This window comes from Ancylobacter sp. (genome assembly GCF_965229075.1).
GTDB lineage: Bacteria > Pseudomonadota > Alphaproteobacteria > Rhizobiales > Xanthobacteraceae > Ancylobacter.
Window position 1 is genome coordinate 1,918,033 of sequence record NZ_CBDDIO010000002.1, and the last position, 25,618, is coordinate 1,943,650.

Annotated in this window: 29 protein-coding genes; 7 read left to right on the forward strand and 22 right to left on the reverse strand. The window is 67.9% G+C overall.

What is annotated here, in order from left to right; all coding sequences use genetic code 11:
- Position 1 precedes the first annotated feature (1 nt).
- Positions 2-694 (forward strand): urea ABC transporter ATP-binding subunit UrtE, encoded by a 693-nt coding sequence (gene urtE, locus ACO07Z_RS15000; protein WP_244450407.1) that lies wholly within the window; start codon positions 2-4, stop codon positions 692-694.
- 32 nt (positions 695-726) lie between these two features.
- Positions 727-1,662 carry an acetamidase/formamidase family protein gene (locus ACO07Z_RS15005; protein WP_421699436.1) on the forward strand — a complete coding sequence of 312 codons (936 nt, stop codon included), beginning with the start codon at positions 727-729 and terminating at the stop codon, positions 1,660-1,662.
- A 133-nt stretch (positions 1,663-1,795) separates the two neighbouring features.
- On the opposite strand, the gene ACO07Z_RS15010 is transcribed toward ACO07Z_RS15005, so the two are convergent.
- The 22 genes from ACO07Z_RS15010 to ACO07Z_RS15115 all read right to left on the reverse strand — a co-directional run bounded on the left by ACO07Z_RS15010 (position 1,796) and on the right by ACO07Z_RS15115 (position 21,977).
- Positions 1,796-2,608 (reverse strand): CheR family methyltransferase, encoded by an 813-nt coding sequence (locus ACO07Z_RS15010; protein WP_421699437.1) that lies wholly within the window; start codon positions 2,606-2,608, stop codon positions 1,796-1,798.
- Positions 2,605-3,804, reverse strand: coding sequence for a protein-glutamate methylesterase/protein-glutamine glutaminase (locus tag ACO07Z_RS15015; RefSeq protein WP_421699438.1), 1,200 nt, complete (start codon positions 3,802-3,804; stop codon positions 2,605-2,607). Before ACO07Z_RS15015 ends, ACO07Z_RS15010 begins: the two co-directional genes overlap by 4 nt.
- Entirely contained in the window at positions 3,801-4,181 is a 381-nt protein-coding gene (locus tag ACO07Z_RS15020; protein WP_307021810.1) for a response regulator, read from the reverse strand. Before ACO07Z_RS15020 ends, ACO07Z_RS15015 begins: the two co-directional genes overlap by 4 nt.
- Before the next feature lie 25 nt (positions 4,182-4,206).
- Positions 4,207-4,680: a chemotaxis protein CheW gene (locus tag ACO07Z_RS15025; protein WP_244450412.1), complete on the reverse strand. Its 474-nt coding sequence runs from the start codon at positions 4,678-4,680 to the stop codon at positions 4,207-4,209.
- Positions 4,677-7,349, reverse strand: a complete 2,673-nt coding sequence (locus tag ACO07Z_RS15030; protein WP_421699439.1) for a chemotaxis protein CheW — start codon at positions 7,347-7,349, stop codon at positions 4,677-4,679. Before ACO07Z_RS15030 ends, ACO07Z_RS15025 begins: the two co-directional genes overlap by 4 nt.
- Positions 7,350-7,404: 55 nt before the next feature.
- Positions 7,405-9,078, reverse strand: coding sequence for a methyl-accepting chemotaxis protein (locus ACO07Z_RS15035; RefSeq protein WP_421699440.1), 1,674 nt, complete (start codon positions 9,076-9,078; stop codon positions 7,405-7,407).
- 20 nt (positions 9,079-9,098) lie between these two features.
- The gene (locus tag ACO07Z_RS15040) at positions 9,099-9,620 is read right to left on the reverse strand and encodes a hypothetical protein (RefSeq protein WP_421699441.1); all 522 of its coding nucleotides are present in this window, start codon (positions 9,618-9,620) and stop codon (positions 9,099-9,101) included.
- The gene (locus ACO07Z_RS15045; protein ID WP_421699442.1) at positions 9,617-9,994 is read right to left on the reverse strand and encodes a hypothetical protein; all 378 of its coding nucleotides are present in this window, start codon (positions 9,992-9,994) and stop codon (positions 9,617-9,619) included. Before ACO07Z_RS15045 ends, ACO07Z_RS15040 begins: the two co-directional genes overlap by 4 nt.
- The gene (locus ACO07Z_RS15050; protein ID WP_421699443.1) at positions 9,991-10,482 is read right to left on the reverse strand and encodes a rod-binding protein; all 492 of its coding nucleotides are present in this window, start codon (positions 10,480-10,482) and stop codon (positions 9,991-9,993) included. Before ACO07Z_RS15050 ends, ACO07Z_RS15045 begins: the two co-directional genes overlap by 4 nt.
- A gap of 40 nt (positions 10,483-10,522) precedes the next feature.
- On the reverse strand, positions 10,523-10,924 hold the full coding sequence (locus tag ACO07Z_RS15055; protein WP_421699444.1) for a hypothetical protein: 402 nt from the start codon (positions 10,922-10,924) through the stop codon (positions 10,523-10,525).
- A 3-nt stretch (positions 10,925-10,927) separates the two neighbouring features.
- Positions 10,928-11,683, reverse strand: coding sequence for a flagellar biosynthetic protein FliR (locus ACO07Z_RS15060; RefSeq protein ID WP_421699445.1), 756 nt, complete (start codon positions 11,681-11,683; stop codon positions 10,928-10,930).
- On the reverse strand, positions 11,680-13,764 hold the full coding sequence (flhA, locus tag ACO07Z_RS15065; protein WP_421699446.1) for a flagellar biosynthesis protein FlhA: 2,085 nt from the start codon (positions 13,762-13,764) through the stop codon (positions 11,680-11,682). Before flhA ends, ACO07Z_RS15060 begins: the two co-directional genes overlap by 4 nt.
- Positions 13,765-13,770: 6 nt before the next feature.
- Positions 13,771-14,037, reverse strand: a complete 267-nt coding sequence (gene fliQ / locus ACO07Z_RS15070) for a flagellar biosynthesis protein FliQ (RefSeq protein WP_307021828.1) — start codon at positions 14,035-14,037, stop codon at positions 13,771-13,773.
- A gap of 3 nt (positions 14,038-14,040) precedes the next feature.
- Positions 14,041-14,436, reverse strand: coding sequence for a flagellar hook assembly protein FlgD (flgD, locus tag ACO07Z_RS15075; RefSeq protein ID WP_421699447.1), 396 nt, complete (start codon positions 14,434-14,436; stop codon positions 14,041-14,043).
- A 72-nt stretch (positions 14,437-14,508) separates the two neighbouring features.
- Positions 14,509-14,907, reverse strand: a complete 399-nt coding sequence (gene flbT / locus ACO07Z_RS15080) for a flagellar biosynthesis repressor FlbT (RefSeq protein ID WP_244450423.1) — start codon at positions 14,905-14,907, stop codon at positions 14,509-14,511.
- A 9-nt stretch (positions 14,908-14,916) separates the two neighbouring features.
- The gene (flaF, locus tag ACO07Z_RS15085; protein WP_421699448.1) at positions 14,917-15,264 is read right to left on the reverse strand and encodes a flagellar biosynthesis regulator FlaF; all 348 of its coding nucleotides are present in this window, start codon (positions 15,262-15,264) and stop codon (positions 14,917-14,919) included.
- Between the two features lie 16 nt (positions 15,265-15,280).
- Positions 15,281-16,330 carry a flagellar hook-associated family protein gene (locus tag ACO07Z_RS15090; protein WP_421699449.1) on the reverse strand — a complete coding sequence of 350 codons (1,050 nt, stop codon included), beginning with the start codon at positions 16,328-16,330 and terminating at the stop codon, positions 15,281-15,283.
- A 3-nt stretch (positions 16,331-16,333) separates the two neighbouring features.
- On the reverse strand, positions 16,334-17,788 hold the full coding sequence (flgK, locus tag ACO07Z_RS15095; protein WP_421699450.1) for a flagellar hook-associated protein FlgK: 1,455 nt from the start codon (positions 17,786-17,788) through the stop codon (positions 16,334-16,336).
- 7 nt (positions 17,789-17,795) lie between these two features.
- Entirely contained in the window at positions 17,796-19,052 is a 1,257-nt protein-coding gene (locus ACO07Z_RS15100) for a flagellar hook protein FlgE (RefSeq protein WP_421699451.1), read from the reverse strand.
- Between the two features lie 113 nt (positions 19,053-19,165).
- Complete coding sequence (gene fliI / locus ACO07Z_RS15105) at positions 19,166-20,488, reverse strand: flagellar protein export ATPase FliI (protein WP_421699452.1); 1,323 nt, start codon at positions 20,486-20,488, stop codon at positions 19,166-19,168.
- A gap of 1 nt (position 20,489) precedes the next feature.
- The gene (gene flgF / locus ACO07Z_RS15110) at positions 20,490-21,206 is read right to left on the reverse strand and encodes a flagellar basal-body rod protein FlgF (protein ID WP_421699453.1); all 717 of its coding nucleotides are present in this window, start codon (positions 21,204-21,206) and stop codon (positions 20,490-20,492) included.
- A 3-nt stretch (positions 21,207-21,209) separates the two neighbouring features.
- A complete protein-coding gene (locus ACO07Z_RS15115) occupies positions 21,210-21,977 on the reverse strand; it encodes a DUF1217 domain-containing protein (RefSeq protein ID WP_421699454.1) in 768 nt (255 codons plus the stop codon).
- 138 nt (positions 21,978-22,115) lie between these two features.
- Between ACO07Z_RS15115 and motA the strand changes: the two genes are divergently transcribed.
- Genes motA through ACO07Z_RS15140 form a run of 5 tightly spaced genes read left to right on the forward strand, consistent with a single transcriptional unit; the run spans position 22,116 to position 25,611 of the window.
- Entirely contained in the window at positions 22,116-23,000 is an 885-nt protein-coding gene (motA, locus tag ACO07Z_RS15120) for a flagellar motor stator protein MotA (RefSeq protein ID WP_421699455.1), read from the forward strand.
- A 4-nt stretch (positions 23,001-23,004) separates the two neighbouring features.
- Complete coding sequence (locus ACO07Z_RS15125) at positions 23,005-23,949, forward strand: flagellar motor switch protein FliM (RefSeq protein ID WP_307021844.1); 945 nt, start codon at positions 23,005-23,007, stop codon at positions 23,947-23,949.
- A complete protein-coding gene (locus ACO07Z_RS15130) occupies positions 23,930-24,247 on the forward strand; it encodes a hypothetical protein (RefSeq protein ID WP_421699456.1) in 318 nt (105 codons plus the stop codon). The genes ACO07Z_RS15125 and ACO07Z_RS15130 overlap by 20 nt, the downstream gene beginning before the upstream one ends.
- Positions 24,244-24,576, forward strand: a complete 333-nt coding sequence (gene fliN / locus ACO07Z_RS15135) for a flagellar motor switch protein FliN (protein ID WP_307021848.1) — start codon at positions 24,244-24,246, stop codon at positions 24,574-24,576. Before ACO07Z_RS15130 ends, fliN begins: the two co-directional genes overlap by 4 nt.
- A 15-nt stretch (positions 24,577-24,591) precedes the next feature.
- The gene (locus ACO07Z_RS15140) at positions 24,592-25,611 is read left to right on the forward strand and encodes a flagellar motor switch protein FliG (RefSeq protein ID WP_421699457.1); all 1,020 of its coding nucleotides are present in this window, start codon (positions 24,592-24,594) and stop codon (positions 25,609-25,611) included.
- Positions 25,612-25,618: the final 7 nt, after the last annotated feature.

Here is a 25,618-nt window from a genome sequence, read left to right on the forward strand (position 1 = left end):
CATGCAGTTCCGTATCGAGGCACTCGACCAGCATTACGGCTCCTCGCAGGTGCTGCGGCAGGTGGGGCTTGAGATCGCGCCGGGCGAATGCCTGGCCGTTCTCGGCCGCAACGGCGCCGGCAAGACCACGCTGCTCAAATGCGTGATGGGGCTTATCGCGCCGAGCGCGGGGCGGGTGCTGCTCGACGGCGCGGATATCACCGGCTGGTCGCCTAACCGCCGCTCCCGCGCCGGCATCGCCTATGTGCCGCAGGGCCGCGAGATCTTCTCGGAGCTGACGGTGGGCGAGAACATCGAGGCCGCCGCCCGCGCCCACGGCACCTATGGCACGGCGGCGATGGAGGAGGCGGTGAGCCTGTTCCCGGTGCTGGCCGAGATGTGGAAGCGCCCCGGCGGCGCGCTGTCGGGCGGGCAGCAGCAGCAGCTTGCCATTGCCCGCGCCCTCGTCACGCGCCCGCGCCTGCTGATCCTCGACGAGCCGACCGAGGGCATCCAGCCCAATATCGTCGCCGCCATCGGCGAGGTGCTGCGCGCGCTGAAGGGCCGGCTCTCCATCCTGCTGGTCGAGCAATATCTCGACTTCGCCATAGAGACCGCCGACGCTTTCCTCATCCTCTCGCGCGGGGCCGTGGTGGAGAGCGGCCGCGCCGAGGCGATGAGCCGCGCCCATCTCACCCGCTTCATTGCCGTCTGACACGCGCTCGCGCCTCGCATCAGGAGTTCCCCATGTCGCGCCGCTTTGAAATCCCGGCCACGCCGGAAAACATGGTCTGGGGCTATCTCGACAGCCAGACCCCGCCCGTGCTCGAAGTCGCCTCGGGGGATGTGGTCACGCTGCATTCCTTCCCCGCCGGCGGCAAGGAGACGCTGCCCGAGACCCTGCCGGTGCCGGAGGATTACCGGCTGGCGCTCGACACGCTGCCGCAGGGGCCGGGGCCGCATTTCATCACCGGCCCGATCTATGTGAAGGACGCCAAGCCCGGCGACGCGCTGCAGGTCGACATTCTCGACGTGAAGGTGCGCCAGGATTGGGGCTTCGTCTCCATCCTGCCGCTGCTCGGCACGCTGCCGGACGAGTTCACCGATTACGAGACCATCCACCCGGTGGTCGACCACGCCAAGAATGTCTGCATCATGCCCTGGGGCACCGAGATTCCGCTCGACCCCTTCTTCGGCATCATCGCTACCGCCCCGCCGCCGGCCTGGGGGCGTTGCGGCTCGCCGGTGCCGCGCGCCTTTGGTGGCAATATGGACAATAAGGAGCTGCGCGCCGGCACCACGCTCTATCTGCCGGTCTTCAACGAGGGCGCGCTGTTCTTCGCCGGCGACGGCCACGGCGTGCAGGGCGATGGCGAGGTGTGCATCACCGCGCTGGAAACCGGCGTCACCGGCACGTTCCGCCTCACCGTGCGCAAGGATATGGCGCTCGACTGGCCCTTCGCCGAGAGCGCGACGCATCTGATGTCGATCGGCCTCGACGAGGACCTCGACGACGCTGCCAAGCAGGCGACGCGCGAGATGGTCAAGCATGTGTGCGAGCGCACCAATCTCTCGCGCAACCAGGCCTATATGCTGTGCTCGCTGGCGGGAAATCTGCGGGTGACGCAGATGGTCGACGGCAATAAGGGCGTGCACATGCTGCTGCGCAAATCGCTGCTGTGAGGCTGCGCCCGCGTTGATGGGAAGCCGCCCGCGGTGGCGGCTTCCTTGTGTGCGGCTTGCCTGTCCTGCCCGGTCCGGGCGCGCGTCGTCCTTCCCTGGCAGGGCCGGGGACGCCGCGATGGCCGGAGCCTGATCAGTTCTTGCGGATGTAGAAGCCGTGCTGGCTGCCGGGCACCAACTCGGTGGACAGGCCGAGCACGCTCTCGGCGCCGCCGAGTACGAGATAGGCGTCCGGTGCCATGACGCTGGCAATGCGGCTGAGCACGTCGCTTTTCGTCGGCGTGTCGAAATAGATCAGCACGTTGCGACAGAACACGATGTCGAACTGCCCGAGATGGCCGAAGGGTTGCAGCAGGTTCAGCCGGGAGAAGCGGACCATGGAGCGTATGTCGGCATTGATCCGCCACATGTCGCCCTCCTGGTTGAAGCACTTAAGCAGATACTGCACCGGCAGGCCGCGCTGCACCTCGAACTGGGTGTAGAGACCCTCCTTCGCCCGGTCGATCACCTCGCCGGAGAGATCGGTGGCGATGATCTCCACCCGCCTTCCACCGAGCAGCCGCTCATTGTCGCGCAGCAGCATGGCGATGGAATAGGGCTCCTGCCCGGTCGAGGCCGCGGCGCACCAGATACGCAGCGGCTGGCCCGGCGGGCGGCGCGAGACGATGCCCGGCAGGATCAGCGAGGCGAGCTGTTCGAAGGGCCGCTTGTCGCGGAAGAACAGCGACTCGTTTGTCGTCATCGCCTCGATCACCGCCTCGGCGAGCGGGGAGGTGCCGCGCTCGCGCAGGGCAGCGACAAGCTGGGTCACATTGGGGATCGAGGCCTTCCGCATGACCGGATCGAGCCGCGTCTCCAGCAGATAGTGCTTGTCGTCGGAGAGGGCGAGGCCGGATTTTTCCTTGAGGAAGCGACGGAGGAAGTCGAATTCGACGGGCGCGATCATTCGCGGCCTCCCGTGAGCAGCCGGTTGACCCGTGGGCCGATCTCCACCAGCGGCAGAATGCCGGCGCAGGCGCCGATCGCCGCCGTGGCGCCGGGCATGCCCCAGACCACGCTGCTTTCTTCGTCCTGGGCGATGACGCTGCCCCCGAGATCGGCGATCTTCAGCGCGCCGCGCGCGCCGTCGCTGCCCATGCCGGTGAGCACGACGCTCAGCGCCGCGGCGCCATAGATGCCGGCGACCGATTCGAACATCGGGTCGACGGCCGGCTTGCAGAAGTTGACCGGCGCGGTGTCCATCAGGCGGATCCGGCTTACGCCGCCGCTCTGCACCACATCCATGTGCAGGCCACCCGGCGCGACATAGATCTGGCCGGCGACGAGGTCTTCGCCGTCGCGCCCTTCGGCGCAGCGACGGCCCGAGGCGCGGGCGATGTGCTCGGCGAGGATGGCGGTGAAGGTGGGCGGCATGTGCTGCACCACCAGCACCGGCACGCGGCCGATGAAGGGACCGATATCGGCGAAGAGCTTGGTCAGCGCCTGCGGCCCGCCCGTAGAGCTGCCGATGGCGAGGAGGGCCGGCGGCATGCGCGAATAGGCGCGCAGCTTGCCGTCCGTCTTCGGAAGGCCGCTGATCCGTAACGGGGCGGCGGCCGGGGTCGTCGTGGGCGTGCCGGCCGCGGGCGTGCCGGCCGCGGGCGAGCCGACCGGCGGGCGGGGCATGGAGCGGCGGCGCACGCGCTGGCCGAGGCTGCGGGCCTTGGCCAGAAGCTCGGCGCGGAATTCCTCCGCCGCCACCGGGCCACGCGCACTATCGGGCTTGGGCAGGTAGTCCGCCGCGCCGAGGGTGAGCGCGCGCAGGCTGACCTCTGCGCCGCGACGGCTCAGCGCCGAGGCGACCAGCACTGCCGTGTTGGGCTTGCGCTCAAGGATGAGCGGCAGGGCGGTAAGGCCGTCCATGTCGGGCATTTCGAGATCGAGAATGACCACGTCGGGCTGCGAGCTCTGGACATCGTCGGCGGCGCGGCGGCCATTGGGATGGGTGCCGACCACGGTGAACTCGCCGGATTCGCCGAGCCACTTGCTGAGGATGCCGCGCATGAACACCGAATCGTCGACGATCATCACCTTGATCGGCGGACCGGAAGGCTGCGCCTGCGCCGGCGCGGCAGGCGTGCCCGGGGGGCGTGCGAGCGTCATGTGGGCTCTTCCTCCAGCAGACCGACCTCGACAAGCTTCTCCCGCAGAATGTCCGCGTCGAACGGCTTCATGATGTACTCGTCCGCGCCGGCCGAGAGGGCGGAGGCGATGTGGGAGGCATCGTTATTGGTGCTGCAGAACACCACGCGCGGCGCGGTGCCGCCGGCCTCACTGCGCAGCTGCTCCAGGAATTCGACGCCGGTGAGCTCCGGCATGTTCCAGTCGAGCAGGATGCCGTCCGGCATCTGCCGGCGGCAGCGCACGAGCGCGACGGCGCCGTTCTCGGCCTCATCGACCTCGAACGACCATTCTTCCAGCATCCGCCGCGCGACCTTGCGCACCACACTGGAGTCGTCAACGACAAGAAACGTCTTCATCGGCTTCGTTCCCGGCTCCGTTCCCTCATGCCGCGCTGCGCACGCCACCGACGGTGGCGAGCACACGCTCGACATCGAGCACCACGAGCAGTTCCGTCTCCAGGCGATGGACGCCCTCGGCGAACTGCGTCCACTCTTCTTCGAGATTGGGCGGGTTGCTCTCATAGGTGCTGGGGTCGAGCAGCAGCACGTCCCCGACCCCGTCGATGAGCAGGGCGAACGCCTCGCCCGTGCGCTCGATGCCCACCGCCATGCGGGCGAGGGTGCCGTCCGACAGGCCGAGCAGGCGGCGCATGTCGATCATGGTGACGATGCGGCCGCGCAGGTTCAGCACCCCGTCGATCTCGCGCGAAGCGAGCGGCACCGGGGTGATGCGGTCGGGGACGAACACCTCGTTCACCGAGGAGATCGGCAGGCCGAAGAGCTGTCCGCCGACGCGGACCGTCACATATTGATGGGCGTCGCTGCGCCCTTCCACATTGGCAGCTGCCGTGCTCATGCCGCCTTCTCCTCATCCTCGTGGACCGCGAATTCGCGCAGGGCGGCGAGGAGGCCGTTGCGGTCGAACTTCGCGACATAATCGGTGAAACCGGCCATCCGGCCGCGTTCGATGGAATCCGGGTCGCCGCCGGTGGCGATGGCGATGATCGGCAGGTTCTGCATGTGCAGCACGCTGCGCACGCGCTCGGCGAAGCCGATGCCGTCGAGGCCACGCAGATCGACCTCGCTGACCACCGCGTCGAAGCGGGCGTCGCCGGAGAGCTTCTCCAGCGCCTCGCTGGCGGAGGTGCAGGTGGTCACGGCATAGCCGTTGCCCTTCAGCACCGGTTCCAGCATGGCGCGATGGAAGGCGTTGTCGTCCACCAGCAGCAGCCGGCCATTGCGCTCATGGCCATGCCCGACGGGAATGTCGAAGCTCTCGCCGAAGGCGCGCTGCACGAAATGGGCGACATCCAGCACCTCGGTCGCGGTGCCGTTGATGATCGCTCCGCCCATGATGTCCGGAGAGGTCGAGGACAGCTTGAGCTCGAAGGCGGTCTCGACGATGTCGACGATCTGGTCGACGACGAGGCCCATGGTCCGCTCGCCTTCCGAGAAGATGAGCAGCGGCTGCTTGCCGGAGGTCTTCCGCTCCACTTCGTCATTGGCGTAGAGGATCGGGATGAGCGTGCCACGATACTGCGCGACGCAGCGATCCGACAGGCGCTCCACATCCTCAGCGTCGAGTTCTTCGAGCCGGGTGACGAGGGCGAGCGGCACCGCCTTGAGCCCTTCCGCGCCGGCGCGGCACAGCAGCAGCGACATCCGGTTGGTATCGCCGGTCTTGGCGGCATCCGCCTCGCTCTTGGTCGCTTCGCCGGTCTTGTCCGAGCGGGCGGCGGCGAGCTGGGACAGGCCGTTGGGATCGATGATCATGATGACGCGCCCGTCGCCGAGAATGGTGCTGCCCGAGACCAGGGAGATGCCGCGCAGCACCGAGGCGAGCGGCTTCACCACGATTTCCTCGGTGTGCGAGACGCTGTCGACCACCACGCCGAAGCGCTGGCTGCCGACCTGCATCACCACGATCAGCTCGCCTTCGGGGCGCTCGCCCCAATGGCAGGACAGGCCCATCACCGTGCCGAGATCGAGGATCGGCAGCAACCGATCGCGCAGGCGCAGCACATGGGCGTGCTTGATGAAGCTCAGCGAATGCTCGCTGTCGCCGCGCACCCGCACCAGCTCGACCACCGAGGTCTGCGGCAGGGCGAAGCGCTCGCCGGTCGACTCGACGATCAGCGCCGGGACGATGGCCAGCGTCAGCGGGATCTTGATGGTGAAGGTCGTGCCCTCACCGCGCTTGGAGCGCACATCGACCGTGCCGCCGATCGCTTCGATATTGCAGCGCACCACATCCATGCCGACGCCGCGGCCGGACACGCTGGTGACCTGCTGGGCGGTGGAGAAGCCGGCCTGGAAGATGAAGCGGAAGGCCTGCGCATCGGTCATGCGCGCGGCATCGGCCTCCGAGCACAGGCCGTTCTCGACCGCCTTCGCCTTGATGCGGCTGACGTCGAGCCCGCGCCCGTCATCGGCGATCTCGACGATGACATGGCCGCCCTCGTGATAGGCGGCGAGGCGGATCGTGCCCTTCTCCGGCTTGCCGGCGGCACGCCGCGCGGCGGGCATCTCCAGACCGTGATCGGCGGAGTTGCGCACCATATGGGTGAGCGGGTCCTTGATCTGGTCGAGCAGCTGCCGGTCGAGTTCGGTCTCGGCGCCGTGCTGTTCCAGCTCGATATGCTTGCCGAGTTCATGCGCGAGGTCGCGCACGATGCGCGGCAGCTTCTGCCAGGCATTGCCGATCGGCTGCATGCGGGTGCGCATCACCGCTTCCTGCAATTCGCCGGTCACGGTGGAGAGCCGCTGCAGCGGGCTCTTATACTCGCTGTCCTCGTTGCGGCGGCTGATTTCCATCAGCTGGTTGCGGGTCAGCACCAGCTCGGACACCATCGTCATCAGATGTTCGAGCACGGAAACGTTGACGCGGATGGTCTGCGCCGCCGCCGCCGCCGGGTCATGTCCGGCCGCGGCCGGCTCGCCCTCGGCGGCCTTCGGGGCGGGAACCGCAGCAGCGACCGCCTTGGGGCGGGCTTCCACCGCCGTCTCGCGGAACATGCGCTCCAGCTCGTCCAGCGGCACTTCGCCCGGCAGCAGTTCGCGCTCCAGCGTGCCGGCGGCGGAGACGGTCTCCACCGGCGCCGGCATGGCGGCGGCGAGCGGCGGGGCGACCACCTCTTCCTCGACGCTTTCCTGCGCGGCTTCCGCTTCCAGCGCCGTGATCAGATCCTCGTCCGCGCCCGGAGGCTCGACGCCGTCGGTGCGCTCGATCTCGGCCAGGATCAGCTTGATCCGGTCGATGGTGCGCAGGATCAGGTCCACTGCGCCCGACTTCACCGGCCGGCCGTTGCGGAACTCATCCATCAGCGTCTCGGCGGCATGGGCGAGCCGTGCCAGCCGCGCCAGGCCGATGAAGCCGCACGTGCCCTTGATGGTGTGCACGAGGCGGAAGATGTTGTTGAGGATGTCCCGGTTGTTCGGGTCGGTTTCGAGCCTCAGAAGTTCGCCGTCGGCGACGTCGAGGCTTTCGCTGGTTTCCGTCAGGAATTCGCGGAGCAGATCGTCCATGACACTCACTGGATTGGGGTGATCTCGGAGCCGGCGCGCACGGCGCCGGCGGGGCTCAGGCGGCGCGGATGCGTTCGATGAAGGTGTCGACCTGGGTGCGCAGGCGGCTGGCCTGCGACGACAGATCGGTGGCGGAGCGGACGATCTCGGCGGAGACGCGGCCGGTGTCGGCGGCGGCGACGCTCACCGTCGAGATGCTGGAAGAGACTTCCTGCGTACCCTGGGCCGCCTGGTGGACGTTCTGCGCGATCTCACCGGTCGCCGCCCCCTGCTCGTCGATCGAGGTGGCGATGGCGCTGGAAATCTCGTCGATGCGGCGGATGGTGCCGGTGATGTTCTCGATCGCCCGCACCACATCGTTGGTGGCGCCCTGCACGGCGGCGATCTGCGAGGAAATCTCGTCGGTCGCCTTCGAGGTCTGCTCGGCGAGGGTCTTTACTTCCATCGCCACGACCGCGAAGCCGCGTCCCGCCTCACCCGCCCGCGCCGCCTCGATGGTGGCGTTGAGGGCCAGCAGATTGGTCTGCGAGGCGATGTCGGTGATGAGGTTCACCACCTGGCCGATGCGCTGGGCGTTGGTGGCGAGGCCGCGCACCACATCGGCCGTGCCGGTTGCCTGTTCGGTGGCCTCGCCGGCGATCTTGGCGGCGGTGGCCACCTGATGGCCGATCTCGCGCACCGAGGCTGCGAGTTCCTCGGCGGCGGAGGCGGCGATCTGCACATTGCTGGTCGCCTGCTCGGCGGCGGCGGCGACGACGGTGGACTGCTTGCTGGTCTCGTCGGCGGACGAGCTCATGCTGGAGGCGGAGTGTTCGAGCTGGCTGACGGCGGCCGCCACGGAGCGGACGACGCCGGAGACCTCGCTGTCGAAGCGCTCGGCGAGATCGCGCATGGCGACGCGCTTCTCGGCTTCCATGCGCTCGGCATTGGTGGCCTGCTCGGCGCGCAGCTGCTCGGCATCGCGCAGCGTGCCCAGAAGCTCGCCGGTGGAGCGCCAGAGGTCGCCGATCTCGTCCTTGCCGGGATTGGTCTCGACCGCGACATCGAGCTTGCCATCGGCCACGGCCTTCACCGTGTCGATGACCCGGCGGATGGGACGGCTCAGCGTGACGACGCCGATATAGAGGCCGGTGCCGATGCCGATGAGAAGACCGATGATCGTCGCGGACAGGATGACGAAACCGGCCCAGCTGCTGACCTTGTTGAACTCCTCGCGCAGCGGGTCGGTCATGTCGCGCAGCCGCTCGACATGTTCGTTGAGCGAGGTCTGCAGCGCCTTGCGGTTGGCGCGGTTGGCCTCGTTGTTGCCCTGGGTGTTGGCCGCCTGCGGCCCTTCCACGGTGGCGAGCCGCGCGGTCTCGGCGCGGAAGGTGACGAAGTCGGCGACATCTTTGGCGACCGGGCCGAAGCTCGCCCGCACATCGGCGTCATTGGTCGAGGTCACCTCCTGCGCGGTCTCCTCCAGGTGGTTGAGGCTGCGCTTCAGGCCGGCGACGAAGGGCTTGGCGGCTTCAGTGTCCTTCGACATGTAGATGCCGCGCGCGTCCATGACGACGGTGCTGACCAAGCCGTTGATGCGCTCGGCGAGGAAGGCCTGGCGGTGCAATTGGTCGAGCTTGTTGGCGAGGCGGGTTTCGTGTGACAGCGTATAGATCGAAATGCCGCCGACGATCGCCGTTGTCAGGCCCAATGTGGCGACGATGGTATAGATTTTACCGGTGATCTTCATGTGGACATTTCCGGGTGAGCTCAATGCGTTGCTTTTTCGCCTGAGGCGGCGGAGGATTTCTTCTTCGGCGCGTCGCCGGTCCGGTCGACAAGGGCGCGTATTTCGGACTTGTCGATGTAGTTGATGCCGTCGACGAGTATTTCGGTGATGACATCGCCTTTGAGCTTTTCATTGGCTCGCATGCGTATATTGGCCATCATCTCGGCGAGGTTGTATTTAGACAACTTGCCGAATTCGATGCGGCCTTCGGTATAGATCTCGTCAAAGGCCGCGTTGGTGACGAAGATCTGCGGTTCGATCGGCAGCTTGCGCAGCGTCCCCGCGTCGGCGGTGAACACCAGCTTGGCGATGACATAGCCGCGCACGGTGCCGTCGATGATCATCGGCACGTTGATCGGGTCGAGCCGGCGATATTCGAGCCCGGCGAGGTAGGGTTCCTCGCTCTTGGCGCCGGCCGATCCCGCCATCCAATAGGCCCCGCCATAGCTCGCCAGCAGCGTCACCAGGCAGACCCAGAGGCCGATGAACAGCAGACGCATCATCGCGCGGCCTGCCGGTTGAGCTGGGCGAAGGAGTAGGTGCCGTCGGATTCCGCCTCGCCCATCTCGCGGCCGAGAAGGGTGGCGATTTCCTGCGCGGCGGAAAGATGGATGCGCAGCATGTCCTGATTGGCCTCCAGCCCGGCCCGCAGCCGCGCCAGCCGCGCGGACAGCCCGCCTTCGCGGACGGCGTCGAACGCCTCGGGCAACGAGCGAATGGCGCGCGTCAGTTCCAGCAGGCTGCGGCTCTTGCGGCGGTTGATCTCCTCGAAGTCCAGCGGCCGGCGCTGGGCGAGCGCGGTGGTTTCCTCCTCCACCGTCTCTTCCAGCCGGTCGAGCAGGCCCTTCAGCGTCGCAAGGGCGGGATTGGCGGTCATGATGCGCTCGGCCCGCCCCGCGCGGCGGCGAGGTGCTGGGCGATGCCGATGCCGCCGGACTTCGCGACTTCGTCGGCGATGCGCTCGGCCAGCATGGAGCGCCAGACCTGCCCGGCGGTGCCGGCGCCGAACAGGGTGGCGCTCGACTTCGGCAGCAGCTGTTCGACGAAGCCGCTCAGCACCATCGCCTCGAAGCGCCGATAGGGCGAGGCGCCGGGCGCCTCGTGACGAGCGGAGAGAGCGGTGGCGTTGGACAGCGCCCGGGCGGAGAAGCCGCCGAGCGGGCCGGTGCCTTCACCGAGGACCGGAGCGGCGACACCTTCGCTGGCGAGGGCGTCGTCGAAACCCGCGCCCTCCGCGAGGTCCACGGCCCCGGCCGGACCGGCGGACGCGACCTCGCGCAGCCGCGCCGCCATAGCTTGCGCCTTGTGCGGATCGGCGGCTTTCACCACGTCGAGAAGGATATCGGAGGGCGGCTGAATGCTCATCGGCTGCACCGTTACATTTTGACGGTTGCAGCCTCGCAGGTCAGGCTGGCGGGAAGCTTGCGCCACTCCGGGCGATGAAAGCCTCCAGCGCGTCGTCGAGATCGGCGCGCTCCTGTGCGGCGTTGGCGTGCGTGGCGGCCTTGCCGGTCAGGCGTTCCGCCCGCTTCAGCCGCATCGCGGCGTCCAGCGCCACCACTTTCTGGTGCGCCACTTCCTGCTGCAGCCGGGCGATCTGCGCGTCGAGCGCGCGCAGGCGCGGGGCGGCGAGGGCGATGACGAAGGAGGGCACGGCCTCGTTGTTGAGCACGGCGAGCACCTCGCCCCGCTCCCGCTGCACCTCGGCCAGCGCCCGCTCCAGCTGGGCGAGCGCGCTCTCGGCGCGCTGGTGCATCTGCCCCTGCACCGATTCGATGCGGCGTGCCTTGCGCAGTGTGGCGACCATGGTTCAGCCTTTCACCAGCCAGGAGGCGAAGGCCTCCAGGAACATGCGCAGCACATCGTCCACCGTCGCGTAGAGCAGCAGCAGGCCGCCGGCGGTGATGATGGGCATGGCAATGAAATAGACGGGAAGCTGCGGGGTCAGCTTGTTGATGAGGCCGACCGCGAAATTCACCACCACGGAATAGATGAGGAACGGGCTCGCCAGCCGCAGCGCCAGCAGGAAGGTGTCGGTGAGCCGGTCCACCACCAGGGCGAGCGAGGCGCCGGTCTGGAAGGTGCCGGCCGGCGGCAGACGCGCATAGGAATCGATGAGCGCGCGCAGGATCTCCCAGTGCTGTTCGGTGGCGAAGAGCAGGGTGACGGCGGACAGCGCCATCAGCGTCGCGATCTCCGGCACCTGGCCTTCATCGTCGGCCATCATGCTGGAAGGGGTCGCGAGGCTGAGCGCCTGCGCCGCCGCCGTCATCAGCGTCTGCAGGGCGAGAAAGAAAATGCGCGCCAGCAGGCCGATAATGCCGCCGGTGGCGAGTTCGCCGCCAATCGCCAGCAGCAGCTGGGCCTGCGACAGGCCGGCCACGGTGCGGGCGATGCCGTCGCCGAGCAGCGGGACGAGGGCATAGGAAATGCCCAGCGCCAGGAACAGCCGGACCTTGGCCGGCAGACGGCTGCTGGAAAAGGCCGGCATCAGCATGAAGCAGGCGCCGAGGCGACAGAAAATAAGGAACGCCGCGACGAGGGGCGCCTCCGCCGCGCTGTTCACGCGATGGCCCCGAGCGAGGAGATTTCCACCCCGCGGGCGATTTCCACATGCGAGAGCACCGGCAGCGCCGGGAACATGCGCTCGATGATCATCCGCACATAGGGGCGGGCGTCGGGGGCGGTGACGAGGGCGAAGCTGCCGGCGCTGCGCATGCGCTCGCGAATGGCGGTGGAGGCCTCGGTGCCGAACTGCTCGACAAGGCGCGGGTCGATGTCGAACTCCGCCACCTCGCCCTTGGCGTCGCGCTTCAGGCTCTCATGGAAGGTGAGATCCCATTTGCCGCCGAGCCGCAGCACCTTCAGCACCCCGCCCTCGGAAAGATCGCCGCAGATCTGCTGCGCCATGCGCATGCGCACATGTTCCACCACCTGCTCGGAACGGCGGGCATGCGGCACGATCTCGGCGATGGCTTCGAGGATGAGGTGCAGGTTGCGGACCGAGACGCGCTCGGCCAGCAGCAGCTTGAGCACCGCCTGCAGCCCGGAATAGGAAATCTGCGAGGGGCACATATCCTCGATCAGCCGCTTATATTCGGGATCGAGCCGGTCGAGCAGCGCGCGCATGTCCTTGTAGGACAGCAGCTGGGCGAGATTGTTCGACACCACCTCGCTGACATGGGTGAGCATGATGGAAAGCGCGTCGATGGGAATGAAGCCCTCGCGCTTGACCTCGGCGGCATAGGCATCCGACACCCATAGCGCCTTCATGCCGAAGGCCGGCTCGCGGGTCTCGTCGCCCGGCACGTCCGGGCGCGGGCCCTCGCCGATCACCACCAGCGCTTCGCCGATCCGCATCTCATGGCCGGTGATGGCGGTGCCGTGCAGCCGGATCTGGTAGTTCTTCGCCGGCAGGCCGAGCCCTTCCGTCACGCGGATGTCGGGCACCACGAAGCCGTAGCGCTCGGCGAATTTGCGCCGCATCTTGCCGATGCGGTGGGCGAGTTCGGCCGGGTTGCGCAGCACGAGGGTGGCGAGCTGCTTGCCGACCACCACCTCGACCTCGGCGGTGCGCAGCGATTCCTTGACCGAGTCCTTGGCCTCGGCGGCGGCCTGCTGCTGCGCCTGCGCCGCCCGGGCCTGCTCGGCCTCCTTCTGCCGGGCGAGGTGCTGCGGCACCTTGTAGCCGACAAAGGCCATGATGGCGCCGAGGCCGGCGAAGGGCACCAGCGGCAGGCCGGGCACCAGCGCCAGGCAGAACAGCAGGGCGGCGGCGACATAGAGCGCGCGCGGATAGGCGCCGAGCTGGCCGAGCACCGCCTTTTCCGTGGCGCCGCGGGTGCCGCCCTTCGACACCAGCAGGCCGGCGGCGAGCGAGACGATGAGGGCGGGGATCTGCGAGACCAGCCCGTCACCGACGGAGAGGCGGGTATAGATGTCCGCCGCCTCGTGCAGCGCCATGCCGTGACGGGTGACGCCGATGATGATGCCGCCGAAAATGTTGACGGCGATGATGATGAGGCTCGCCACCGCCTCGCCGCGGACGAATTTGGAGGCGCCGTCCATGGAGCCGAAGAAGGAGCTTTCCTCCTCCAGCTCGCTGCGCCGCTTCTGGGCTTCCTTGTCGTCGATGAGGCCGGCATTGAGATCGGCGTCGATCGCCATCTGCTTGCCGGGGATGGCGTCGAGGGTGAAGCGCGCGCCGACCTCGGCGATGCGGGTGGCGCCCTTGGTGATGACGAGGAAGTTGACGGTGATCAGGATGACGAAAACGACGATACCGATGACGAAATCGCCGCTCATCACCAGCTGGGAGAAGCCGCTGATGATGTGCCCGGCGGCGTGAACGCCTTCGCCGCCTTCCGCGAGGATCAGGCGCGTGGTGCCGATGCCGAGCGCGAGGCGCAGCAGGGTGGCGATCAGCAGCACGGTGGGAAAGGCGCTGAATTCCAGCGGCTTCTGGATCCACAGCGCCACCATCAGGATCAGCACGGAGAGCGCGATGGACAGGGCCAGCCCCATGTCGATGAGCGGGGCCGGGATCGGCAGGAACAGGATGGTGAGGATGGCGACGATGCCCGCCGCGAAGCCTATGTCACGCCGTGAGGCGCGCTCAGTGGCGGGTGCGGCGGTCAGGGCGCTCATGATGCATCAGAATCCGGTGCCGATGCGGCCATAGACCTCCTGCGTGAAGGCGAGGATCTGCTGGCCGACGAAGGTGGCGGTGAGGGCGGTGACGATGAGCACTGCGATGATTTTCGGGATGAAGGTGAGGGTGACTTCCTGCACCTGCGTCAGCGCCTGGAACAGGGCGACGCCGATGCCGACCAGCATCGCCGCCGCGACCGCGGGGCCGGACGCGATGATGATGGTCCAGATGGCGGACTGGACGATATCGAGAGCGTCGGCCTCGTTCATCGCTCAGGCGATCCGGATGCCGGAGCCGAGGGTGATCTCCCGCCCGTCGGTAAGGGTGGCGACCGGCGCTTCCGAGGTGATGCGCACCGAGGCCACCTGTCCGGTCACGCTGCCATCGGCGCTGGTGACGGTGCGCCCGACGGCGGCATCGGCGATCTGAAGCGCGGAGGAGGTGAGCAGCCGGTCGAGCTTGGCATTGGCCGAGACGCTCTGTTCCACCTGCGAGAAGGAGGCGAGCTGGCCCAGATATTGGGCGCTGTCCATCGGTTTGGTCGGGTCCTGCGTCTTCATCTGCGCGACGAGCAGCTGCAGGAAGGCGCTGTAGTCGAGCGTGCTGCCGCCCGGCTTGGCCGGCGCGGCCGCGCTTGTGCTGCCACCGAGGGCGTTGATGCTGGTCATGGCGGAACTCCCTTGGGGCCGCATGCACGAGGCGGCGGCGGTGGGCGGCGCGGTGGTGGCGCGGAAAAAGCTCTAGGCGGCCCGGGGCGCGTCGCAGCCGAGGATGGTTTCCTCGACGAGGAACAGGCGGCGGATGGAGCGCAGCGCGTCGAAATAGCGGCCGGTATCGACGAGATCGCCGATCTGGGTCAGCGCGGCCACCATCGACTCGGTGCGGAAGGAGACGACGAGCGCGGCGAGCTGCTCGCGGAACAGGCGCTGCGCCTGGTTCATGCGGTGCGGCTCGATCAGCATCATCTGCACCACGAAATAGAGCTGGCGCAGCGGCGTGGTGGTGTCCTCGACCTGGAGAACATGGCTTTCCAACAGGAAGGCCACGTCATTCATCAGCTCGACGGTCACCCGGCGGTCGACGCGGATGACGGCGCCGTTGAGAAACAGGCGTTCACCGGGCTTGAGGGAAATCTGCATCGCCGCGCCTCACATCAGCCCGTCGCGGATGGAACGGTTTACCTCGATGAGGGCGGCGAAATTGGAGGAGCGCTCCTGCACGATCTGGTCCGCCTCCTTGATCACCCACAGGCCGATGGAGATCAGATTGCCGCGCAGCTGCTCGGCCAGCTCGTTGTGCGGATCGCTGAGGTCGCGGATCAGGAAGCCCCAGAGCTTCTGCAGATAGAGCACCGCCTCGGCGGCCTCCGGCGAGGACGGGCCGTTGGCCTGTGCGCGCGTCAGCATGTCGATGGCGCGGTCGAGCGCGAGGCGCTCCTCGTCCCGGGCTTCGGCAGCGGAATCGCCGAGTATCTCGGCATAGGAGAAGCGGTACATCTTTAGACCTTTCGTCCTAGACGTAGTCCATGATGGACAGTTTAAGTATTCGCGCGGTCAGCGAGTACGACATCTCGACCTGGGTGGTCATGGTGTCGAACCGCGTCTTGGCTTCGGCGGGGTCGACGGCTTCGAGCACGTTGAGGCGGCGATCCGTGGCGTCGATGGCGCTACGCATCAGGGTGTCGGCGGCGGCGATGCGGCTCTGGGCGGAGCCGACCCGGGTCGATATGTCGGTGACGCCGGAAATGGCGCTGCCGAGGAGACCACGGGTCTTGTCGAGCACGGTGTTCAGCGCGTCGCCCTTGAGGCCGGAGCCTCCCAGCGTCGCCATCATGGTGTATGCCATGGCGAGCTTGCGCATGGCTGGCTCATTGGCGCTGGCGCCGACCTCGATCTGGGCGGTGGAGGAAATGGCGGCGCGGCGGTTCTCGCTGCTCGCGTCCGACCAGGTGGCGCTCCAGCCCGGCTCCTCGAAGGAGGCGGCGAAGGTGGTGTCGATGAAGTCGGCGAGGTCGGCGACGGGGATCTGCGCCACGGCCGGGTCCTTCATCGGATCGGCGGGATCGAGCCCGAAGCGGGCGGCGAAGGCCCCTGCTATCGCCGCCTCCGGCCCCTCGTCGAAGCCGGCCATCGGCTTGGTGCCGCTGTTCAGTCCGCCGAAGAGATAGCGCCGGCCGTCGGTGAGGTTGAGCGTCGAGGTGAGGGCGTCGAGGGCGGAACGTCCCTGCGCCGCCAGCACGCCGGCGCCGCTATTGGCGTCGGAAATGCCGACCATGGCGCTGAGGAAACGGTCGGCCTGGCCGCGAATGTCGTCGAGCGCGGTCTGGGTGCGGTCGAGCACGGCGCCGGTCGAGGCGTTGCCGTCGATCAGGCTCTGTAGCGAAGTCTGGTCGCGGCGTAGAGTGAGGTTCTCGCCCACCGCCACGCCGAGATCGCGGCCGATATCGGCGCGCCGGCCGGTGGTGAGTTCCTGGCTCGCCTTGGCGAGTTCGCTCTGCAGCCGGGGCAGGGCGGCGCGCGGCGCATTGTTGAGCGTGAGGGTGGAGATGAAGCTGGAGTGCATCGCTTACCTCAGAGCCTGGAAGAGCGCGTCATAGAGGCTGCTGACCACGGCAATGAGCTTGGACGAGGCCTGGTAGCTGCGTTCGAGGTCGAGCTGCCGGGCATATTCGTCGTCCATGTTGATGCCGGTGGCGTTGGACAGCGCCGAGGAGGCATGGGCGAGCAGCGCGGTTTCGCTTTCCGTCTCCCGCGCCGCCACCTGACGCTGGCCTTCCAGCCAGCCGGTGGAGGCGGCGGCGAAATCGGCCATGGTGGAGCGCGCGGGAATGCCGGAAGCGGGGTCGAAATCGCGCACTTCGGCCAGCGCGGCGGCGCCTGCCTGCAGATGGGCGCCGAAGCTCGGCTGGGCGCTTGTATTGACCACATAGGCCGCGCCATTGATGCCGCCGTCGCGCAGCCGGCTCGGGCTGCCCCCCTGCGCGGGATCGACCGCCGGGTTGACGGTGAGGCGCGCGGCGAGGCCGGTGGGGCCGGCCGGCAGGTTCGCCGTGCCATCGGTGAACAGGCCGGGCGCGTCGGGCGCGCCGCCGCCGGTCTGGTCCGTCTCGGCAAAAGCCTGGGCGAGGCCGAACGCGAGGGAATCGAGCTGCGTCTCCAGCGTCACGGCGGTGCGGTCGCGCAGTTCGGCGAGGCCGGCGATCCGGCCGGAGCGCAGCGGCATGGTGGCATCGGCGCCGGTGACGCTGACGCCGTCCACCATCACCGCCTTGCCGGCCATGCCGGCGGCGAGCACCGGCGTGGTGGCGAAGCTCACCGTGCGCGGCGTGGTCTCGAACAGGGTGGCACCGCCATCGGTGTAAAGCACGAGGTCGTTATTGCCGCGCGAGACCGCGGTGACGCCCATTTCCTCGGCGAGGCTGGCGAGCAGCGTGTCGCGCCGGTCCATCGCATCGCTGACATCGCGCCCGGCGCCGGTGCCGCGCACCACCGTGTCGTTCTCGGTGGCGAACTGCTTGAGCAGGTCGTTGACCCGTGCCACCGAGCGCGCCATGCCGCTATCGGCCTCGGAGCGGACGGTGCGCACGGTGGCGGCGGCGCTGTTGAGCGTGGTCGCGAGGTCCTGCGCCATGGTGACGGTGCGAGCGCCGAGCGCGGGATCGTCCGGGGCATTGGCGAACTGGGCGAGCGCGTCGCCAAGCGCACCGAAGCGTGCCGCCGGCGAATTTTCGCCGGTGACATCGCCCATGCCGGTGCGCAGCCGGTCGAGCCCATCCAGCACCGCCTGCCGGTCGGCCGCGTTCGAGGTCGCGCCGAGCATGCGCGTATAGAGCGGTCCGTCGCTCGCCCGCGACACGGTGACGACATAGGCGCCGCCGGTCGCTTCCGTCGTGGTGACGGCGATCTTGCGCGAGGAGCCCGGCTGACCCGCATTGGCGATGTTGCGGGTCGTCGTCTCGATCTGCGTCGAGGTCGCCGCGAGCGAGGCGCGGGCGGTGTTGAAGGCGAGCGACAGGCTCATCGGCGTATCACCGCTTCAGGCTCATCAGCACGTCGAGCAGTTCGGAGCCGGTCTGGAACACCTTGGAGTTGGCGGTGTAGTCGCGCTGGGCGCTGATCATTTCGGTCAGCTCGGACGCCATGTCGACATTCGAGCGCTCGGTGGCGCCGGACACCATGGTGCCGAGCCCGCCCTCATTGGCGAAGCCGATCTGCAGCCCGCCCGATTCCCGCGTGGTCTCGAACACATTGCCCGCCTTGGGGGCGAGTTTGTCGGCGCTGGTGACGAAGGCGAGCGGGATCTTGTAGAGCGGCGACTTGCGCCCGTTGAGATCGACGGCGGAAACGACGCCGTTCTTGTCGATGGTGACGCTCGACACCGAGCTCGGGGCGTTGCCGTCCACCGTGGCGTTGAGCGGGGTGTAGCGGTCGGCCAGCTGGGTCATGCCGGTGAGGTCGAGGGTCAGCGTCTGGCCGCCCGGCACGTTCAGCGCCGTGGTCGGGGCGGAGGTGAGGTTGCCGAGCGCGTCGAAATCGAGCGTCTGGGTGGAGAGCGGGGCATTGGCATAGGGGAAGCCGCCGCCCGCCGCCGCGCCGGCGCGGTCGAAGGTGGTCATTTCCCACGCGATCGGGCTGTCGCTGGTCTTGGTGAGATAGATGTCGATGGTGACCTCGCTGCCGAGATTGTCGAAGGTCACCAGCGAGGATTTCTGCGAATAGGACGAGCCGGCAACGTTGGCCGCCGGGGTGCTGCCCGTCACCGCCGTGTCGGCGGCCGGCAGGTTGGCGGCGAAGGCGCCGTCGCGCGAGGGATTGGCGGCGAGCCGCACATCGGCGACGCGTACGGGCTTCAGCCCGCCGGCGCCGTTCAGCACCACATTGGGGTCGCCATTGGTGATGTCGTAGCCCATCAGCGTGAAGCCGGCGGTGTTCACCAGATTGCCGGAGGAGGCATCGACGGTGAAGGAGCCGGCGCGGCTGAGATAGGAGGTGCCGTTGGGGTCGGAAACCAGGAAGAAGCCGTTGCCCTGGATGCCGAGATCGGTGGCGGAGGTGGAATAGTTGAACGCGCCCTGCTGGCTCACCGCGTAGCGCACGCTGGTGTTGACCGCGCCGGAATTGTACTCGCCCGGCCCGCTCTGCAGCAGCAGGCTGGAGAATTCGGTGGACGCGCGCTTGTAGCCGGTGGTGCCCGAATTGGCGATGTTGTCGCCGATGGTGCCCAGCTTGTTGGACTGCGCCGCCATGCCGGACACACCGGTCCGCATCATGCCATAGAGGCTCATTTCATCACTCCTCGGTGTCGTTGCCGCAGTTGACCCTGTCTGGCTTGCGCGAGACTGGCGTGCAGGGCGTGGTGGGCTCGGAGGGCTCGTCGCGCAGGGCTAGCCGCGGATCGCTAGCCACGTATGGCTTGGGCGAGTTCGGCGAAGGGTTCGCGGCTCGGCGGCGCGTCGGCATATTGCGACAGCGCCTCATAGATGCGCGGCACCACCTTCACCGCCTGGTCGAGCTCGGGGTCGGCGCCGGGGTGGTAGCCGCCCATCAGCCTGAGGTCGCGGGTGTCCTCGAAGCGGGCGATGAGGCTGCGCAGGCGGCGGATCAGGTCGCGCTCCTCCGGGCTCCAGACGAGATCGGCGAGGCGCGAGACCGAGCGCAGCACGTTGACGGCGGGAAAGCGGCCCTGGTCGCCGATCGCGCGATCGAGCACGATATGGCCGTCCAGCGTGCCGCGCACCGCGTCGGCCACCGGGTCGTTATGGTCATCGCCGTCCACCAGCACCGAGAATATGGCGGAGATCGCCCCCTTGCCCTCCGGCCCCGGTCCGGCGCGTTCCAGCAGGCGCGGCAGGGTGCTGAACACGCTCGGCGCATAGCCGCGCGCCACCGCCGGCTCGCCCGCCGCCAGCGCCACGTCGCGCGCGGCATGGGCGTAGCGGGTGACGCTGTCGATGATGAGCAACACCTGCTCGCCGCGGTCGCGGAAATACTCCGCCACGGCGAAGCCGGCGCGCGGCGCGAGGCGGCGCATCATCGCGCTCTCGTCGCTGGTGGCGACCACCACTACCGAGCGGTGGCGGTTGGGCGCCAGCGGACCTTCGAGGAATTCGCGCACCTCGCGCCCGCGCTCGCCGACCAGCGCGACGACGATGGTGTCGAAGCCCTCGCAGCGCGCCAGCATGGCGAGCAGGGTGGACTTGCCGACGCCCGAGCCGGCGAAGATGCCGATGCGCTGGCCTTCGACCATGGGGGTGAACAGGTCGATCACCCGCACCCCGGTGCGCAGCGGCTTGTGGATGCGTGCCCGGCTCATCGCCTCCGGCGGGTCGGCCTCCAATTCGCGTGCCTCGTCGCCGAGGGTGAGCGGGCCGAGCCCGTCCAGAGGCTGGCCGAGCGCGCCGATCACCCGCCCCTTCCATTCCTCATGCGGGCGGAAGGCGAGGGCGCGGGCGCGGTGCGCCGGGGCGCCGAGGCCGATTGCCACGCGCTCGTCGAACGGCTTCACCGTGGCGCCGCCCTCGTCGAGCCGCACGACCTCGCCGATCAGGTTTCGGCCATTGGCCTCCACCGACACGCAGGCGCCGAGGGTGAGATGGGAGGACAGGCCGGAGACGCGGAAATGCGTCGGCGTGACCTCGCGCACCGTGCCGGAGACGCGCACGAAGGGCAGATCGTCGAGCCCGGATTGAACCGCCGCTTCCAGCCGCGCCAGCGCGTTCATCTCAGGACGGCCCGAGCGTGCGGATGGCCTCGGAGGTCTGGTCCTCGCTCTGCTGCACCGCCTGGGCGGCCATCTCGAACGTGCGCTGCACGGCGATAAGCCGCGTCATTTCCATGATCGGGTCGACATTCGAGCCCTCGACATAGCCCTGGCGGACGCCGAGGCTGGAGAAATCCTGCACCGGCAGGCCGGGGCGGTCGGGGACGACCGCATTGCCCTGGCGGGTCAGCTTGGCACCGGCCGGCAGGGTGAACAGGCCGAGCGTGCCGACGCGGTTGGCGCCCTGGGTCATCGCGCCGTCGGCGCCGATGCGGATCTCGCCGCCAGCGGGGTCGACGAGCATCGCGGTGCCGCCGGCATCGAGCACCGGCAGGTTATCGACGGTGAGCAATTCACCGGTCGCGGCGATATGCAGACGCCCGTCGCGCGTATAGGCCCGCCCATTCGGGGTTTGCACCGCGAACCAGGCGTCGCCCTGCGGCGCCACGTCGAGCGGGTTGCCGGTGTAGTTGACGGGGCCGGCGGCGAGCGAGGTGTAGGTCTCGCCCTCGGAGACGAAGGCCACTTCCTGGTCGCCGGCGGTGGAGAGCAGCCGCTCGAACTTGATCGACTCGGCGCGGAAGCCTGGGGTGCTCATATTGGCGATGTTGTTGGCGATGGTCGCCATGCGCCGTTCGGTCGCGACCTGTGCGGCCAGCGGGACGTAAAGGCTCGGCATGGATCAGCCTCCATATTTGAGGTTCAGCAGCGCCATGCCGGTGCGCATGCCGACGCCATTGGCCGGAAACAGCGCCAGCGTCGGTGAGGCGGCGACGCCCTGGTCGGCATCCCAGCGCGCGGTGAAGCGGCGGATCAGCCGGTCGAGCTTGGTCGGGTCCTGTAGCTCGGCGAGCTTGAGGCGCTGGGTGACGGCGTTGGCCTGTTTCTCGATGTCGGCGGAGGCCATGGCGGTGGGAAAGCCGTAGACGGTCTTCAGCACCTTCCACAGCGCGGGATCGGCGAGCAGCCCATAGGCCGACTTCACCTTGGGCGCCTCGCGCTGGAAATAAAGCGCGAGCCGCACGCCCTCATTCTCCGCCCCGGCATCGACTTCGAGCTTCTGGCGCACATAGGCGTCGACCACGTCCTGCCGCGCCGCCGGGCGGCTGGTGGTGAGCGGGCCGTAATTGTCGAAGTCGAACGCCTTGGCGAAGGCGGTGAAGCGCTCGTCATTCAGCCGGTTGGCGAAGGATTTGGGGTCGACGATGCCTTCGGTCAGCACCTTGCGCATATAGCCCTTGGCATAGGCCATGTCGCCGAGCCCGAAGGCGTTCATCGCATAGGTGAAGACGCGGGTGTTCTTGAGGAAGGCGTCGACCGTCTTGATCTTCGGGATGGTGGCGAGGAAGTGCTTGGTCTCCAGCGCCACCGACGGTTCCGCCGCCTTCTGAGAGAGCGTGCGGGTCATGTTGCGCGTGAGCGACTGGAAGGTCGCGAAGGTGGTGGTCATGGCGGTTCCCGGCTCCGGTCCGGCCGCCACCGTGGCGCGGCAAGCTTGCGCCGGGCTTCCGCGCCGTCCGGCCGGGCAGGGCCAGCCTCGCGCAATCTTGCTTGCCTAGACCCTCAGCCAACAACGGAGGGGTCGGCATTGTTCATTCTGATTGGCATCGTCCTGGGGTTTGCCTCGATCGGAGGCGGCTTCGTCGCGATGGGCGGCCATCTCGAAGTGATTTGGCAACCCTTTGAATATGTGATCATTTTCGGCATCGCCTTCGCCACCTTCCTGATCGCCAACCCGATGTCGACCGTCAAGGACACCGGCAAGGCGATGGGGCAGGCCTTCGCCGGCAAGGCGCCCAAGCGCAAGGATTTCCTCGGCCTGCTCGGCCTGCTCTATGCGCTGATGCGCGAATTGCGCACCCGTCCGCGCAACGAGGTTGAAGGCCATATCGACGACCCCGCCAATTCCGCGCTGTTCCAGCACTTCCCGGACATTCTCAAGGACAAGGAGCTGACGCAGTTCATCTGCGACTATGCGCGGCTGATCGTCATCGGCAATGCCCGCTCGCACGAAATCGAGGGGCTGATGGAACAGGAAATCTCGACCATCAAGAAATACAAGACCAAGCCGGCCGGGGCGATCAGCACGGTAGCCGAGGGCATGCCGGCCATCGGCATCTGCGCGGCGGTGCTCGGCATCGTCAAGGCGATGGGCGCCATCGACCAGTCGCCGGAAATCCTTGGCCATTACATCGCCTCGGCGCTGGTCGGCACCCTGATCGGTATCTACACCTCCTACGCGATCCTTGGGCCGATGGCGCATTACATCAAGATCATGCGCGAGAAGCAGGTCCAGCCCTACATCATCGTGAAGCAGTCGCTCATCGCCTACATGAACGGGGCGCTGCCGCAGATCGCGCTCGAACATGGGCGCAAGACCATCTCTTCCTCCGAGCGCCCGAGCATCGACGAAGTGGAAGCCGAGGCGATTTCCAACGTGCCGAACCTCACGGCCGTTCCCCAGGCAGCCTGATCACATGAACATGCGCGCCACCCCCTCCGCCGGCACGCCGGCCGATATTCGCGACCTTCTGCTCGACGCTGCCGGGCTCTCGCTCGACAAGCTGCCGATGCTGCATGTCATCTTCGACCGCATGGCGACGCTGTGCGCGGAGAGCCTGCGCCAGCTGGCCTCCTCGCAGGCCTATTACTCGCTGAGCCAGGTGGAGAGCGGGCGCATCGGCGACGTGCTCGACAGCTATGAGGGCATGGCGATCGTCGGCGTGTTCCACTCCCCGGAATGGGACAGCCACGTCATTGTCGGCTTCGACCGCGACTTCGTGTTCAGCATGGTCGAGGTGCTGTTCGGCGCCGACGGTTCCGAGCCGCCGGTGGATGACGAGCGCTCCTTCTCCAATATCGAGCTGCGCATCGCCATCGCTTTGTTCGAGCAGGTGGCGAAGGCGCTCCAAGGCAGCTTCGCCCTGGTGAGCCAGGTCAGCTTCAAGTTCCAGCGCCAGGAAACCCGCATGGATTTCGCGGTGGTGGGCCGGCGCAACAACCTCGCCATCTGCGCCAAATTCCTGCTGCAGGCGCTCAATCGCGGCGGCGAGATGTTCGTGCTGATCCCGCAGGGTGCGCTTACCCCGCTGCGCCAGCAGCTCGCCAGCACCACCGCCGGCGAATCCTCCCCGCGCGACCCGATCTGGACCAAGCACATACGCGGCGAGGTGCAGCGCACCGAGGTGCGGCTGCGCGCGGTGCTGGAAGAGCGCGAAATCACGCTCGGCGACGCCGCGCAGCTGGAAGTCGGGCAGATCCTGCCGCTGCAGGCGACGCCGCGCAGCCGGGTCAAGCTGGAGAGCGTCGAGCAGCCGCTGTTCTGGTGCAGCCTCGGGCAAGCTGAAGGGTCTTATGTGCTGCGTATCGAAGAGGCGGTCGACCTCGATCAGGAGTTCATCGATGACATTCTCCCCCGCTGAGGCGGTGCTGTTCGTGGCGCTTGTGGTGACGAGCGGTTGCGTCGTGCTGATGTATCGCAAGCTCAACGAGCTCTCGACGGTCGGGCGCCACTACCGGCTGGCGCTGCATGACAGCGCCGCGGCGCTGGGCGAGGCGCGCGATGCCGTCGCCCTGCTCAACAATGACAGCCGCGAGCTGATTTCGGCGCTGTGCACGCGCATCGGCGAGGCGGAGGCGCTGGTCGCCCGGCTCGACCGTGCCCGCACCGAGGCCGCCGCTGTTCTCCCCACCCCCGTGAACAAGGACCCGCGCGGATGAGCCACGAAACCTTCGCCCCGGAAGTGCTGTCGGCCAGCGGCACGGTTGAGGAGAGCTTCGGCGGCCGTGGCCTCGAATCGCTGCTGCGCGTGCCGGTCACGCTGCAGGTGGTGCTGGGCTCGGCGCACCTGCCGGTGGCGCAGCTGATGAAGCTCGGCCGTGGCGCCATCGTGCCCCTTGACCGCCGCGTCGGCGAGCCGGTCGACATCGTCGTCAATGGCCGCATCATCGCCCGCGGCGAAGTGGTGGTGGTGGACGAGGACAATTCCCGCTTCGGCGTGTCGCTGACCGAGATCGTCGGCGCGTCCGGTGCCGATCTCTCGCGCTGAGACGGTTGAGCGCGCATGTCCGCCGTCACCCGGGTGGCCCGCCCGCTACAGGGTTCCGACCGTGTCGCCGCTCTGCTCATGACCATGGGCCGACCGGTGGCGGCGCGGCTGATGAAGCACTTCCAGCCCGAGGAGATCAAGGCGATCACCCGCGCCATCGCGGAGATGCGCCCGGTGTCGACCGCGCAGGTCGAACTCGCCATCGAGGAATTCGCCACCCAGTTCGTCGCCGGCGCGAATGTGGTCGGTTCGCCCAGCGATGTGGAGCGCCTGCTCGACGGGGTTCTGCCCCCCGAGCAGATCTCCGCCATCATGACCGACATTCTCGGTTCGACCAATCACACCATCTGGGACCGGATTTCCGGCGTCTCCGAGGGCACGATCGCCGCCTATGTGATCAAGGAGCACCCGCAGATCGCGGCGCTGGTGCTGTCCAAGGTCAAGCCGTCCTGCGCCGCCAAGGTGCTCGGCCATCTGCCCGAGGCGATGCGCAACGCCGTGATGCGGCGCATGCTCGGCTTCAAGCCGATCGTCGACGAGACGATGCGCATCATCGAGAACACCATCCATGAGGACTTCATGGTGAACCTCGCCCGCAATGCGGGCGCTGACACCCATGCGCGCATCGCCGACATCATCAACAAGATGGAGCGCGACGACATGGAGAACGTCCTCTCCAGCCTCGCGAGCACGCGGCCGAAATCGGCGGAAATCCTCAAGGGGCTGCTGTTCACCTTCGACGACATCATCTCGCTGCCGCCGCGCGCCCGCACGGCGTTGTTCGACCAGGTGCCGAACGACCGCACGGTGATGGCGCTGAAGGGCACGGACGCGCAGTTCCGCGAGGTCATCCTGCAATCGCTCGGCTCGCGCGTGCGCCGCATGGTCGAGCAGGAGCTGATGAGCAGCGAGCCGGCCTCGCACCGCGACGTGCACGAGGCCCGGCGCGCCATCACCGACATGGCGCTGGAAATGGCCGGGCGCGGCGAGATCGAGCTCAACGCCGGCGGCGAGGACGAAGCCTATGTGCGCTAGGTCAGGC

Excerpts from the sequence above, each read along its gene's own strand:
- ACO07Z_RS15090 (WP_421699449.1), bottom strand. The coding sequence starts at position 16,330 with ATGCACTCCAGCTTCATCTCCACCCTCACGCTCAACAATGCGCCGCGC.
- flbT (WP_244450423.1), bottom strand. The coding sequence starts at position 14,907 with ATGCAGATTTCCCTCAAGCCCGGTGAACGCCTGTTTCTCAACGGCGCC.
- ACO07Z_RS15040 (WP_421699441.1), bottom strand. The coding sequence starts at position 9,620 with ATGATGCGTCTGCTGTTCATCGGCCTCTGGGTCTGCCTGGTGACGCTG.
- fliI (WP_421699452.1), bottom strand. The coding sequence starts at position 20,488 with ATGAACGCGCTGGCGCGGCTGGAAGCGGCGGTTCAATCCGGGCTCGAC.
- flgF (WP_421699453.1), bottom strand. The coding sequence starts at position 21,206 with ATGCCGAGCCTTTACGTCCCGCTGGCCGCACAGGTCGCGACCGAACGG.
- ACO07Z_RS15035 (WP_421699440.1), bottom strand. The coding sequence starts at position 9,078 with ATGAAGATCACCGGTAAAATCTATACCATCGTCGCCACATTGGGCCTG.
- ACO07Z_RS15115 (WP_421699454.1), bottom strand. The coding sequence starts at position 21,977 with ATGACCACCACCTTCGCGACCTTCCAGTCGCTCACGCGCAACATGACC.
- ACO07Z_RS15025 (WP_244450412.1), bottom strand. The coding sequence starts at position 4,680 with ATGAGCACGGCAGCTGCCAATGTGGAAGGGCGCAGCGACGCCCATCAA.
- ACO07Z_RS15140 (WP_421699457.1), top strand. The coding sequence starts at position 24,592 with ATGTCCGCCGTCACCCGGGTGGCCCGCCCGCTACAGGGTTCCGACCGT.
- fliQ (WP_307021828.1), bottom strand. The coding sequence starts at position 14,037 with ATGAACGAGGCCGACGCTCTCGATATCGTCCAGTCCGCCATCTGGACC.
- urtE (WP_244450407.1), top strand. The coding sequence starts at position 2 with ATGCAGTTCCGTATCGAGGCACTCGACCAGCATTACGGCTCCTCGCAG.
- ACO07Z_RS15130 (WP_421699456.1), top strand. The coding sequence starts at position 23,930 with ATGACATTCTCCCCCGCTGAGGCGGTGCTGTTCGTGGCGCTTGTGGTG.
- flaF (WP_421699448.1), bottom strand. The coding sequence starts at position 15,264 with ATGTACCGCTTCTCCTATGCCGAGATACTCGGCGATTCCGCTGCCGAA.
- ACO07Z_RS15020 (WP_307021810.1), bottom strand. The coding sequence starts at position 4,181 with ATGAAGACGTTTCTTGTCGTTGACGACTCCAGTGTGGTGCGCAAGGTC.
- ACO07Z_RS15005 (WP_421699436.1), top strand. The coding sequence starts at position 727 with ATGTCGCGCCGCTTTGAAATCCCGGCCACGCCGGAAAACATGGTCTGG.
- flhA (WP_421699446.1), bottom strand. The coding sequence starts at position 13,764 with ATGAGCGCCCTGACCGCCGCACCCGCCACTGAGCGCGCCTCACGGCGT.
- ACO07Z_RS15015 (WP_421699438.1), bottom strand. The coding sequence starts at position 3,804 with ATGACGCTCGCACGCCCCCCGGGCACGCCTGCCGCGCCGGCGCAGGCG.
- ACO07Z_RS15100 (WP_421699451.1), bottom strand. The coding sequence starts at position 19,052 with ATGAGCCTCTATGGCATGATGCGGACCGGTGTGTCCGGCATGGCGGCG.
- ACO07Z_RS15050 (WP_421699443.1), bottom strand. The coding sequence starts at position 10,482 with ATGAGCATTCAGCCGCCCTCCGATATCCTTCTCGACGTGGTGAAAGCC.
- ACO07Z_RS15055 (WP_421699444.1), bottom strand. The coding sequence starts at position 10,924 with ATGGTCGCCACACTGCGCAAGGCACGCCGCATCGAATCGGTGCAGGGG.
- ACO07Z_RS15125 (WP_307021844.1), top strand. The coding sequence starts at position 23,005 with ATGAACATGCGCGCCACCCCCTCCGCCGGCACGCCGGCCGATATTCGC.
- ACO07Z_RS15010 (WP_421699437.1), bottom strand. The coding sequence starts at position 2,608 with ATGATCGCGCCCGTCGAATTCGACTTCCTCCGTCGCTTCCTCAAGGAA.
- flgD (WP_421699447.1), bottom strand. The coding sequence starts at position 14,436 with ATGACCAGCATCAACGCCCTCGGTGGCAGCACAAGCGCGGCCGCGCCG.
- fliN (WP_307021848.1), top strand. The coding sequence starts at position 24,244 with ATGAGCCACGAAACCTTCGCCCCGGAAGTGCTGTCGGCCAGCGGCACG.
- ACO07Z_RS15030 (WP_421699439.1), bottom strand. The coding sequence starts at position 7,349 with ATGGACGATCTGCTCCGCGAATTCCTGACGGAAACCAGCGAAAGCCTC.
- ACO07Z_RS15045 (WP_421699442.1), bottom strand. The coding sequence starts at position 9,994 with ATGACCGCCAATCCCGCCCTTGCGACGCTGAAGGGCCTGCTCGACCGG.
- flgK (WP_421699450.1), bottom strand. The coding sequence starts at position 17,788 with ATGAGCCTGTCGCTCGCCTTCAACACCGCCCGCGCCTCGCTCGCGGCG.